The organism is Rhodococcus sp. ARC_M6, assembly GCF_022810305.1.
Lineage (GTDB): Bacteria > Actinomycetota > Actinomycetes > Mycobacteriales > Mycobacteriaceae > Rhodococcus_F.
The window spans coordinates 22349-33496 of record NZ_JALGQH010000046.1 but is presented as its reverse complement, the minus strand read 5'-3'; the positions used below and the strand labels follow the sequence as shown (position 1 = coordinate 33496).

Sequence of the window (11148 nt, the reverse complement as noted above, 5' to 3'; positions counted from 1 at the left end):
AGACCTTGACCCCCAAGGGCACCGGCGCCATCGTCACCTTCGAACTATCCGGCGGCGTCGACGCCGGCAAGAAGTTCGTCAACGCCCTCACCCTGCACAGTCACGTCGCCAACATCGGTGACGTCCGCTCCCTCGTCATCCACCCCGCGTCGACAACGCACTCGCAGCTCACCCCCGAAGAGCAGCTCGCTGCCGGCGTCACCCCCGGCCTGGTGCGTCTCGCCGTCGGTATCGAAGGTATCGACGACATCCTCGCCGACCTCGAAACCGGTTTGGCAGCGGCGGCAACCTCGTGACGGTAAACGAAGCGCGGCCCAGAATCGACCTCCTGCCTCCGCCCGGAGGCCAGATGGGGATCATCGAGATCGGATCGGTTCAACTCGAAAGCGGCGCCGTACTGCCTTCTGTCTCGCTCGCCGTCCAACGATGGGGTGAGCTGGCGCCGAACCACGACAACGTCGTACTGGTCGAGCACGCACTGACCGGCGACTCGTATGTCACCGGTCCGGTAACGGACACTCAGCCCTCCCCCGGCTGGTGGAACGGGATGATCGGCCCCGGCGAACCCGTCGACACCGGCGAATGGTGTGTCATCGCGACCAATGTCTTGGGCGGTTGCCGAGGCACTACTGGTCCGAGTTCCCTTGCCGAGGACGGCAAACCGTGGGGCAGCCGGTTCCCGGCCATCTCCATCCGCGATCAGGTCACGGCGGAGAAAAAGCTGATGGATCTCCTCGGTATCGACCGGCTTGCGTCGGTTGTCGGCGGATCGATGGGCGGGATGCGCGCTCTCGAATGGGCCGTGTCATACCCCGAGAACCTGCTCTCCGCTTTGATTCTGGCAACGGGTTCACGCGCTACCGCCGATCAAATCGGTACGCAGACAACACAAATCGCAGCCATCATGTCCGACCCTGACTGGCAGGGCGGCGATTACCACGGGACCGGACGCTCACCTCGTGCGGGACTCGGCATCGCGAGGCGCATTGCGCACCTCACCTACCGTGCCGAAGCCGAACTCGACATTCGTTTCGAGAATGCCTCCGAGGGAAACGAAAACCCTTGGAATGGTGGACGGTACGCAGTGCAGAGCTACCTGGAGCATCAGGCCGACAAGCTGGTGGCACGTTTCGATCCCGGCACATACGTACTCTTGACCGAGGCCGTTAATCGTCACGACATCGGCCGGGGACGCGGTGGCATCGCTGCTGCATTGGCATCGATCACCGTGCCGGTTGTTGTTGGCGGAGTCGATTCCGATCGCGCTTACCCCCTGCGCCTTCAGGAAGAAATGGCAGCGGGAATCCCGAATTGCACCGGCCTCGAAGTTCTCAAGTCCAAGGACGGTCACGACGGTTTTCTCACGGAAGCCGGCGCCGTAGCCGAACTATTGCGTCGGACAATGGAATTGGCCCGCTCGGGACGCTGAGCAGTCAGCTTCCGGTCAGACTCCCCAGCGATCCGGTTCCAGTCGGTGCGGCCTCGGTTTGTGAGTCCAGAGCCACCGAATGGTACGCACCGGCGGCGATTGCGGTATAGCCGCCGCCGGTCGGGAGTGCGTCGAACTGCCCGTTCTCGTTGTTCCCCCACACGACGATGTGACCGTCCGCGGTCAACGCCACGGAATGTCGGAAGCCGACGGCGATCGCGGTGAAACCGCCCTCCAGCGGTATCCCGTCGAGCTGTCCGTAGTCGTTGTTTCCCCATCCGACTATGTAACCGTCACCGGTCAGCGCCAGAGTGTTGTCTTCACCGGCTGCGATCGCGGTAAAGCCGCCAACAGTCGGAAGTCCGTCACGCTGACCTTCGTTCTTGCCACCCCACATGGTGACGTGACCGTCGGAAGTCAATGCCACCGAATGAAAGTTGCCGGCGGCAATCGCACGGAACCCTCCTGTAGTCGGGATACCGTCACGCTGCTTGAATTCCTTACTTCCCCAAGTCACGATCTTGCCTTCGGGGGTCAATGCCAGAGCGTGGTAGGTACCAGCAGCGATCTTGGTGAAACCGCTGCGTATCGGCAAGTCGTCCTGCTGCCCGAATTCCTCGCTTCCCCAGGCGGCGACGCGACCATCGGCGGTGAGCGCTACAGCATGATCCTCACCCGCAGCGATCGCGGTGAAGCCACCACCGGTCGGAACATTCTCACGTTCCCCCCACACACTCTGCCCCCACGCGGTGATGTGACCGTCGGCCGTCAAGGCCACCGAATGATGGTCACCGGCAGCGATCGCGGTGACACCGCCACCGGCGGGGAGTCCGTCACGCTGACTTTCGGTGGTTCCACCCCACATTGCGATGTGGCCGGCATTGTTGACCGGGACTCCGACCGGCGCAGCAACAGCAACCGTGGCCGTGGCAAGCGCCAGGACACCGACCGTAAGAACCGCAGCTAGTCTTCGAAAGTGTTGACCTGAGAAAGCGTTCCGTCGTTTCATACTGTCCTCGTTCGTGAGCCGCGCGCCGTCCGACGCTGCGGACAATGCTAACCAGCTACCCAGCCGAAACATCGCAATACGGCCAGAGCGGAATTATCACATTCCGTCAATGTCGGGAAAACCACACGTGATCAGCGTGTTTTCGCGGCGAATCCGTTAGCGCCCGGTCACTGATCCCAGCTAACATCGGCGACCGTGACTCAACCGCGCCCTGATCGACTGCAGGCAACCTACTTGCCTGAACACATGGCGTTCGCGTTCTGGGGTGTCGCTGATCCGGCTGGTGAACTCGAAACTCTGGGACTCCCGGTCGGAACGCCGGCCACCTACCGAATGGCAGTTCCGATCGACGATGTCATCACGCCGACCGAAGTCGCGGTTCAGGTGATCGAGTTCGCCGAAGCAGTGCAGTCGTTGCGGACACTGCCCGAAGGTCAGCCCGGCATCGGCGAGTCCGTGCGCGCCTGGAAGCGAGTGATCGACACCCGCGAACCACATTCCATGCCTGCGGCGGGGCACGCCTCGCTCTACCGCGACGACATCGCTATCAAGAGTGCGACGTCGACTGCGACGCACCTCATTCACGCACTGACCATCCGCGACGAACTCGAACGCGCCCAAATCCAGGCAACACTGCGTCCCTATCAGATTCAGGGCGTGGCCTGGTTGACAGCGTTGACCGAATCCGGCGGTGGCATCCTCGCCGACGAAATGGGGCTGGGCAAGACATTGCAAGCCATTTCGATGATCGCGATCAGGGCCACCCACGGCTCCCACCTCGTTGTCTGCCCAACCTCGGTGATCGGAAACTGGCGACGCGAGATCAACCGATTTGCACCGCATCTCACCCTTGTGGTCCACCACGGGGCAAGCCGGCGCCTTCCCCCAGATCTAGATCCGGGTACCGTCGTTCTCACCAGCTACAGCGTCTTGCGTTCGGATTCAGAGCAATTGGAGCGATTCCAGTGGGCCTCGACGATCTTCGACGAGGCTCAGCAGATCAAGAATCCGTCGTCTTTGGCAGCACAGGCTGCGACTCGTTTGAGTGCGGACGTGAAAGTAGCAATGACCGGAACGCCTGTCGAGAACCGCCTCGAAGAACTGTGGTCATTGTTCCAAGTAGCCAATCCCGGTGTTCTGGGAACTCGAGCGCGATTCCGGCAGCGCTTTGCAATTCCAATCGAAACGGGTCGCTCCGGCTCTGCCGCAACACGGTTGGCGACCATCATCGAACCCTATGTGCTGCGTCGAACCAAAGATGCTGTTGCCAAGGATCTTCCGCCCAAACAGTTCTCCACCGTCGAGTGCACCTTAACGTCGGAGCAAGCACGGATCTACCGAGCGGCGGTTGCCGATGCATTCGATACTGGACTAGGAACGGGAATCACGCGGCGCGGCAACGTTCTTGCCCTACTGACCACTCTCAAACAGGTGTGCAATCACCCCGCGCAGGTCACCGGCGATTCCGACGATATGCACGGACGGTCCGGAAAGTTTGATCGCGCAACCGAAATGTTGACCGAGATCGTCGACGACGGTGATCGCGCGCTGGTGTTCACCCAGTACCGAACTATGGGCGAACTGTTGTCGAAGCACCTCGGATCAGAGTTGGGGATCAGCGACGTTCCATTCCTGCACGGCGGCTTGAGCGTTGCGAAACGCGATGAAATGGTCGAAGCTTTCCAGACGGATGACGAGTCGTCGCCGGTACTCATCCTGAGTTTGCGCGCCGCAGGATTCGGCCTCAATCTCACCCGCGCAAACCACGTCGTCCACTACGACCGCTGGTGGAATCCGGCCGTCGAAGATCAGGCCACCGACCGTGCACACCGCATCGGTCAGCGGCGCACCGTCAACGTCCACACGCTGATCACCGGAGGAACCGTCGAGGATCATATCGCCGCCATGCACGAGTCGAAACGCTCTGTAGCCGAATCGATTTCAGGTAACTCCGAAGCGGCACTCGCCGATCTTCCGGACACCGAGTTGCGTGAACTCCTCGAACTCGACGGTGCGGTGATCATCTGATGGCCAACGAATTCGGAGTGACAGCGTGGGGCCGGGTGTGGTTGCGAACCGTAGAACAAACAGCATCCTCGAAGCCGAATCCTTCGCTGCCAACCGCACGCACGCTGGCGCGCAACGGAGCAGTAACGCTGACGGACATCTCCGCCGGAAACGTCTCCGGCACGGTCACTGCCAAGGGCAAGACATCGACTGTTGTTGTTACGGTGCCGCTCTGGGAGAAGAAGGAATCCGACGCAGCCCAGCGCCTGCTGAAGGCTGCCGGCACGAAGAACCGGTCCGTGTCGACCGGGGAGCTGCCGGACAGCGTTGTCGCAGATCTTCGCGCTCTCGAGATTGCTGTCGCCGTGAGCATTTCCGAATGCACAGCCACGTGCGATTGCTCCGGAAAACGCTCACCGTGTGTTCATCACCTCGCCGTGCTGTACGCGTTGGCCGGCAGGATCGACGAGGAGCCCTCGCTGGCAGTCACTCTGCGCACTAAACGCCAGAAAGCCACGCGGTCAGCAGCCACGACAGCCCAGAGCGAGTGGATTCCGATATGCGAGATCGACGTATCGGCGTTCTACGGAAGCTGACTGCTCACTCAGTCTGTCCCGAGCGGGTCGATCGTCAACGCCAGCAGGACGATCAATGCGCCCATCACACCCATCGCTGCGGTGTCGAACTTCTTGCCGCGCACGGCAAGAAGCCCGACGCGTTCCTCCGATACAAACCATCGCGCAATAGCACCGATGATGACCGCCACTCCCAAAACCAGAGAGCCACGGCGCCACCGATCGGCCAGGACAAGAACAAAAGCTGCTGCGATCACGGTGAGAACCACGATCATGGGCAGATTCTTCTTCACGAGGCCGACCGGTGAGGTCATGAGATTCAGGCTCCGGCCAGGACTCGCTCGGCACGCTCGACCACGTTGGTGATCAGGAACGCACGCGTCAACGGGCCCACTCCACCGGGATTGGGTGAGACGAAGCCGGCAACCTCGTTGACGTCGGCGGCAACGTCGCCGCGCAATCCGTCGTCGGTGCGACTGACACCGACGTCGAGAATCGCGGCACCGGGCTTGACCATGTCAGCCGTGATCAGTCCGGGCACTCCGGCCGCTGCGACGATGATGTCGGCGCGGCGAACTTCGGCAGCCAGATCGCGAGTTCCCGTGTGGCAGAGAGTAACTGTGGCGTTTTCACTGCGGCGCGTCAGGAGCAGGCCGATGGGGCGGCCTACGGTGATTCCGCGTCCGACGACAACAACGTGGGCGCCGGCAATCGGGACCTCGTAGCGGCGCAGGAGGTGCAGGATTCCGCGCGGAGTGCAGGGCAGCGGAGCTTCCTTACCCAGAACCAACCGTCCGAGGTTCACCGGGTGCAGGCCGTCGGCATCCTTGTCGGGATCGATGCGCTCGAGGGCGGCGTTCTCGTCGAGGTGCTTGGGCAACGGCAACTGCACGATGTAGCCGGTGCACTCGGGGTTGGCGTTGAGCTCGTCGATGGTGGCGTTGAGCTCTTCCTGCGTGATGTCCGCAGGAAGATCCCGTCGCAAGGAATTGATGCCGACCTTGGCGCAGTCGTTGTGCTTTCCGCGCACGTAGGCAGCGGATCCGGGATCGTCGCCTACGAGGATGGTGCCCAAGCCGGGCGTGATGCCCGCTGCTTTCAGCGCGCTCACCCGCACCTTCAGGTCTTCGAAGATTTCGTCGCGGGTAGCTTTGCCGTCGAGGATCGTTGCAGTCACGGCGACCATTGTTCCAGGTTATGGTCGGTGAGTGACAACGGCTCCGGAACTACGCGGTCCGAGGGTGCTCCTCACCCCCGTCGAGCCCGATCATCACTCCCGGCTGCGGGCCATTCACCTGCACCCGGACGTGGTGAAGTGGTGGCAGAATCCCGACGCAGACTGGCCGAGCGCACGCGAACCCGGCGCCATCCGATACAGCGTTTTCCACGGCAAACAGCTGATCGGATTCATCCAGTGGTACGCCGAGGACGACCCGGACTTCCGCCACGCCGGGCTCGATCTATTCCTTGATCCGGATTTCCACGGTCGCGGGTTCGGCCGTGAAACCATCCGCGTTCTGTGCGCTCATCTTATCGATGCCCTGAAATTCCACCGGTTGATCATCGATCCGGAAGTCGACAACACAACCGCGATCGCCTGCTACCGGTCAGTGGGTTTCAAGGACGTCGGAGTGATGCGCGAATACTCCCGCGACCGCACCGGAGTCTGGAAAAACGGCCTACTCATGGACCTGCTCGCGCGGGAGTTCATCCGCTAGCCAACACCGGCTAGATGTCGACAACCAGTCCGTGCGCCGACGCGTACGACACAGCCTGCATCAATTCGATCTGGGCGTTTCCAACTGTGGCGGAAGTCCACAGACTCGCGTCCATCCGTGCGCCCCGCAGGTCTGCACCCTCGAGTTTGAGACCGCCGGTCCGAGCACCGGTGAGATCTGCCGATGCAAGAATTGCACCTCGCATATCCGTGCGGACGAGGTTCGCTTCGCGGAACCGGCACGACGTGAAATCGATCTTGCGCAGGTCGGCGCCGCCCAGAGCGGTGAGCGAGAAGTCGACCTCTTCGAGGGTCAGCGGCCGGATCCGGCATCCCTCGAAGGTTGAACCCATCAAACTGCAGTTACGGAAGGTGCTGTGCCACAGGCTTGTCCGCGCAAAGTTGCATGACCGAAACGCCGTTCCGACGTGAACGGACTCCCCCAGATCGGTTCCGGTGAAATCACAATCGGTGAAGACCACGGACTCCGTGTTGATGCCCGTCAGGTCTGCATCGCGGAAATTGCAATTGGTGAATGTGCGCTGACTCCAGGTCTGGCCGGACAAACGCGCATCGGAATAGTCTTCGCCGACGATGTCGGTTTCTTCGGGGAGCATGACTTACATACTGCACCGAAGCACCAACATCGCCGCAAACGGCTATTTCTCGCAGGCAACGCCGTCGCCGTCACGATCGAGCTTCGACGAGTACCCCGGATCGCCTCGGTAGATGGGTGCGGCACCAGCTGCTTTCACCGCAGTGCAGTTCGCGTAGCTCACTCCGGCATTCGGCGCTTTGGCAGGCGGCGGAACGTACACGGGCTCGGTAGTCGGCGGCGGCACATACGCCGGTGCCGGTGGAACGTAAGGCGTCGTCGTAGTCGCCCGCACCTGCGGGACCAACGGCATCGGTGCGACGGTCGTTGTTGTCGGCGGGACTGTTGTCGTGGTGGTCGGCGGAACCGTCGTCGTAGTCGTAGTCGTGGCCTTCGTCGTTGTTGCAGTCGTCGTTTTCGTCGTAGTCGCGGCCACTGTCGTAGAAGAGGTCACTACGGGCTTCGTCGACCCTTCGGACTCCCCTGATCCGCCGGTAACTCCGATCGCCACAAACCCTGCCATTGCCACGCCCGCTGCACCGGCAATCCATGGCCACTTGCGCTTCCGGCTGGCAGGCGCCGCGGGATCCGGCACGTCGGCACCCGGCACTGCAGCACCCGGTGCGCCGAAGACCTGCGTCGGAGCATCGGCACCATTGAAGGTGTCGACCACCTTGGGTCGGGTCTCCCCCGTCCACTTCTGTCCGTCCCAGTATCGATCGATACTCGGGTCGACGGGATCTGGGTTCCAACCGGCGGGGGGATTCATAAAATGTCCGTTCTGAGAGGAGTGCAGCCGATAGGTTCTCACAAACCGTCTGGTTTATTACCTAAATGGCAAAAGGTCGGCTTCGTAGCCACGTCACCCAGGCACGGTAGGGTTCCGGTGGTGTTCAGAGTGATGTTCCACGAGCCCCGAATCCCACCCAATACCGGAAACGCGATCCGCATGGTCGCGGGAACCGGTTGTGAACTGCACCTGGTGGGCCCGCTGGGATTCGACCTGTCCGAGCCGAAACTCAAACGAGCCGGCTTGGATTACCACGATCTCGCATCGGTCACCGTTCACGAGAATCTTGCGGCCGCGTGGGATGCAGTCCTCCCGGCGCGGGTGTTCGCGTTCACCGCGCACGCAACTACGTCGTATACCGACATTGCCTATCAACCCGGCGATGTCTTGCTGTTCGGTCCCGAGCCGACGGGTTTGTCCGAGGAAGTGTTGGCGGACGCTCACATCACCGAATGCCTGCGGATTCCGATGCTGCCAGGTCGACGGTCACTCAACCTGTCCAACGCAGCAGCACTCGTGACGTATGAGGCCTGGCGTCAGCACGGCTTCAAGGGTGCGGTCTAACCCGTCAGTGCGAGTGAACGGCAGCGTTGGATCCGAGCGCAATATCGAGGAAATCTCTTGCCGCGCCGCGTAAGCCACGCACCGGATCCCACACGGCCTGGAGGCGTCGGGGCATCCGAAGACCTTCGACATTGACGGCCACGAGCCTGCCGTCGGTCAGATCTGCCGCGACAGCAAGGGACGAGAGCACCGCCGGGGCATTGCCCGCGACCACGGCAGCTTTGACGGCGGTGCACGAGGTGAGCTCGAGCATCGGCGGTACGCAGCCCGGCACCGCATTCTCGAGGGTCATGCGGGTGCCCGATCCGGATTCGCGCTGAATAAGCGGGGTTCGTGCAAGTTCGGCGATCGGCACCGGTGCGCCGCGCGCCCACTCGTGTTCCGGCGGAACCACGACCACCAGATGATCACGCGCCACTTCACACGACGCGAGCGCCGACGGCACGTCCGGTCCCTCGACAAAGCCGATGTCAGCTTTACCGGCCTGGACCTGAGCTGACACGTCGGAAGAATTGTAGAGACTGACCGATGCGACGACGTTCGGGAACTTGTGACGCATCGCAACGGTCCAGCCGGGGACAAGATACTCGGCGATGGTCATGCTCGCGGCGACGGTGACTGCTGCGTCTCGCTCCCCACGGAGTGCGGCGACACCGGACGCCATTTCCTCGGCGGTGACAAGTATGTGGCTGGCCCATTCGAGGATCAGCCCACCTTCGGCTGTCGGCCGCACACCAGTGGCAGCTCGATCGAAGACCTTGATTCCGAGTTGCCGCTCGACGGACCGAACCCGCGCACTGACAGCCTGCTGGCTGAGTCCGTGCTCGCGACCGGCTGCTCCCATGCTTCCCAGACGAGCCACCGAACGCAGCACGTCCAGCGCACTGAGTTCCGGTACCCGAGGAGACAACATAGGTTCAGATTAAACCCACAACCGCCAATTGTGGGCATTCAAGACCGAGCCGTCTACCGGCACGAATCGGCTCCGGCCAGACTGGAGTGCATGAACATCGCACCGCAGTCCGCCTTCGCGCACATCACCCCGAATTGGTTCGCGGCTGCGATGGGAACCGGAATCGTGTCGGTGGCGGCGGCATCCCTCGAACCCGAGGTCGCGGCATTGAAGATTGTGGCGGAGGTCTTCTGGTTCCTGGCTGTTGCCATCTTGGTCGCATTGGTGGGCGCTTTTGCCGCGCATTGGACATCGCATCGCGATCAAGCTCTGGCGTACATGCGCAGTCCCGCGATGTTCCCGTTCTACGGGGCCGTGGCAATGGCACTGCTGACTGTGGGTTCAGCGACGGGGACGACCGGTCAAATCTTTCTCGGCCACGGCGTCGCGATCGCCTTCTCACTGACTCTGTGGGTTCTGGGTACCGCGCTTGGTCTCGGCACGTACGTCGTCATGATGGTTCGGTTGGCCCGCGACGCCGGTATGGCGACGGCTATGCCGTTCTGGCTCATGCCCGTCGTACCGCCGATGGTCTCCGCCACGACGGGAGCAGCAGTCACGTCGCATCTGCCCGAAGGTGCGCTGCGCACGTCGGTTCTCGTGTTCTGTTACGTCCTGTTCGCGATGGCCCTGACGGCAGCGATCGTCATCATCGTCGCTGTCGCTCGCCAGTTCGCCGACAATCGCGCTCGCGGAATTGATGCGATTCCGTTCAATGCCATTCCCTCACTGTGGATTCCGCTGGGCGTGATCGGCCAGTCGATCGGTGCATCCAACCTCCTGGCCGCAGCGTCGCAGAATGTTCTCGACGCACACACCGCTGCCGCCTTACACACATTCGGACTTGCGTATGGAACGGTCGTCGGAGCGCTCGGCGTCGTCGCGTTCATCACCGTCACGACGATCACCGTTCAGGCGCTGCGACGCGGCTTGTCCTTCTCGCTCGGGTGGTGGAGTTTCACCTTTCCGATCGGCGCCTGTGCCGTCGGCGCCAGCGCCTTCGGAGTCGCCACCGGTTCACCACTGGTTCTCGCTGTGGCCGTCACGCTGCTGGTTGCACTGATCCCCATCTGGGCAACGGTGGCAAGCCGCACCGTGGGTTCGATCCGCAGTGGCGTCCTGCCGGCCGCCGCCTAGCCCAACGGGAGGATCAGACCTCGCCGGTCTCAACCTCGCGGCCCGACTGGAACCACTCCATCGTTCCGCCCCGCACCGATACAGCGTTGATATCGCGGCCCTGTAAGTACTCGGCGACCTGCAAACTACGTCCGCCGACCGCACAGATCACGTAGACGGTTTCTGCTTCGGGAATCTCACCCAGGCGCGCAACGAACTCGCTCATCGGGATCAGCACCGCACCGGGAACACGCACCTGAGCGAACTCGTCGGCCTCCCGAACGTCGATCAACGGAGCACCCGTTGCCAGTGCCGCTTCCAGTGCATTCAAGTCGACTTCCAACATTGCTCTTCTTCCTACCTTCTAGTTTGCGCTGCCGGTGTTGGAAGTAAC

Annotated in this window: 14 protein-coding genes; 7 read left to right on the top strand and 7 right to left on the bottom strand. The window is 62.2% G+C overall.

Going from position 1 to position 11148, the window contains the following annotated elements:
- The coding region (locus MTX36_RS28060) for a PLP-dependent transferase (protein WP_243622941.1) at positions 1 to 296 on the top strand (296 nt) is incomplete at its 5' end.
- Between the two features lie 53 nt (positions 297 to 349).
- Positions 350 to 1429, top strand: coding sequence for a homoserine O-acetyltransferase (locus MTX36_RS28055; RefSeq protein WP_243622940.1), 1080 nt, complete (start codon positions 350 to 352; stop codon positions 1427 to 1429).
- 4 nt (positions 1430 to 1433) lie between these two features.
- On the opposite strand, the gene MTX36_RS28050 is transcribed toward MTX36_RS28055, so the two are convergent.
- Positions 1434 to 2438: a hypothetical protein gene (locus MTX36_RS28050; protein WP_243622939.1), complete on the bottom strand. Its 1005-nt coding sequence runs from the start codon at positions 2436 to 2438 to the stop codon at positions 1434 to 1436.
- Between the two features lie 195 nt (positions 2439 to 2633).
- Between MTX36_RS28050 and MTX36_RS28045 the strand changes: the two genes are divergently transcribed.
- The gene (locus tag MTX36_RS28045; RefSeq protein ID WP_243622938.1) at positions 2634 to 4466 is read left to right on the top strand and encodes a DEAD/DEAH box helicase; all 1833 of its coding nucleotides are present in this window, start codon (positions 2634 to 2636) and stop codon (positions 4464 to 4466) included.
- Positions 4466 to 5041, top strand: coding sequence for an SWIM zinc finger family protein (locus MTX36_RS28040; RefSeq protein ID WP_243622937.1), 576 nt, complete (start codon positions 4466 to 4468; stop codon positions 5039 to 5041). Before MTX36_RS28045 ends, MTX36_RS28040 begins: the two co-directional genes overlap by 1 nt.
- A gap of 8 nt (positions 5042 to 5049) precedes the next feature.
- On the opposite strand, the gene MTX36_RS28035 is transcribed toward MTX36_RS28040, so the two are convergent.
- Complete coding sequence (locus tag MTX36_RS28035; RefSeq protein WP_243622936.1) at positions 5050 to 5334, bottom strand: DUF3017 domain-containing protein; 285 nt, start codon at positions 5332 to 5334, stop codon at positions 5050 to 5052.
- Positions 5335 to 5339: 5 nt separating this feature from the next.
- Positions 5340 to 6197 carry a bifunctional methylenetetrahydrofolate dehydrogenase/methenyltetrahydrofolate cyclohydrolase gene (locus tag MTX36_RS28030; RefSeq protein ID WP_176459572.1) on the bottom strand — a complete coding sequence of 286 codons (858 nt, stop codon included), beginning with the start codon at positions 6195 to 6197 and terminating at the stop codon, positions 5340 to 5342.
- Positions 6198 to 6228: 31 nt separating this feature from the next.
- On the opposite strand from MTX36_RS28030, the gene MTX36_RS28025 reads away from it, so the two are divergent.
- Positions 6229 to 6738: a GNAT family N-acetyltransferase gene (locus MTX36_RS28025; protein ID WP_243622935.1), complete on the top strand. Its 510-nt coding sequence runs from the start codon at positions 6229 to 6231 to the stop codon at positions 6736 to 6738.
- A gap of 10 nt (positions 6739 to 6748) precedes the next feature.
- Here MTX36_RS28025 and MTX36_RS28020 read toward each other — a convergent pair whose 3' ends face one another.
- The gene (locus MTX36_RS28020) at positions 6749 to 7354 is read right to left on the bottom strand and encodes a pentapeptide repeat-containing protein (protein ID WP_243622934.1); all 606 of its coding nucleotides are present in this window, start codon (positions 7352 to 7354) and stop codon (positions 6749 to 6751) included.
- Positions 7355 to 7396: 42 nt separating this feature from the next.
- Positions 7397 to 8101 (bottom strand): excalibur calcium-binding domain-containing protein, encoded by a 705-nt coding sequence (locus MTX36_RS28015; protein ID WP_243622933.1) that lies wholly within the window; start codon positions 8099 to 8101, stop codon positions 7397 to 7399.
- Positions 8102 to 8221: 120 nt separating this feature from the next.
- On the opposite strand from MTX36_RS28015, the gene MTX36_RS28010 reads away from it, so the two are divergent.
- Entirely contained in the window at positions 8222 to 8686 is a 465-nt protein-coding gene (locus MTX36_RS28010; RefSeq protein WP_243622932.1) for a tRNA (cytidine(34)-2'-O)-methyltransferase, read from the top strand.
- A gap of 4 nt (positions 8687 to 8690) precedes the next feature.
- Here MTX36_RS28010 and MTX36_RS28005 read toward each other — a convergent pair whose 3' ends face one another.
- Positions 8691 to 9599 carry a LysR family transcriptional regulator gene (locus MTX36_RS28005; RefSeq protein WP_243622931.1) on the bottom strand — a complete coding sequence of 303 codons (909 nt, stop codon included), beginning with the start codon at positions 9597 to 9599 and terminating at the stop codon, positions 8691 to 8693.
- Positions 9600 to 9689: 90 nt separating this feature from the next.
- On the opposite strand from MTX36_RS28005, the gene MTX36_RS28000 reads away from it, so the two are divergent.
- On the top strand, positions 9690 to 10775 hold the full coding sequence (locus tag MTX36_RS28000) for a TDT family transporter (RefSeq protein ID WP_243622930.1): 1086 nt from the start codon (positions 9690 to 9692) through the stop codon (positions 10773 to 10775).
- A 13-nt stretch (positions 10776 to 10788) separates the two neighbouring features.
- Here the strand turns inward: MTX36_RS28000 and MTX36_RS27995 are convergent, their stop codons facing one another.
- Positions 10789 to 11100, bottom strand: a complete 312-nt coding sequence (locus MTX36_RS27995; protein WP_243622929.1) for a rhodanese-like domain-containing protein — start codon at positions 11098 to 11100, stop codon at positions 10789 to 10791.
- Positions 11101 to 11148: the final 48 nt, after the last annotated feature.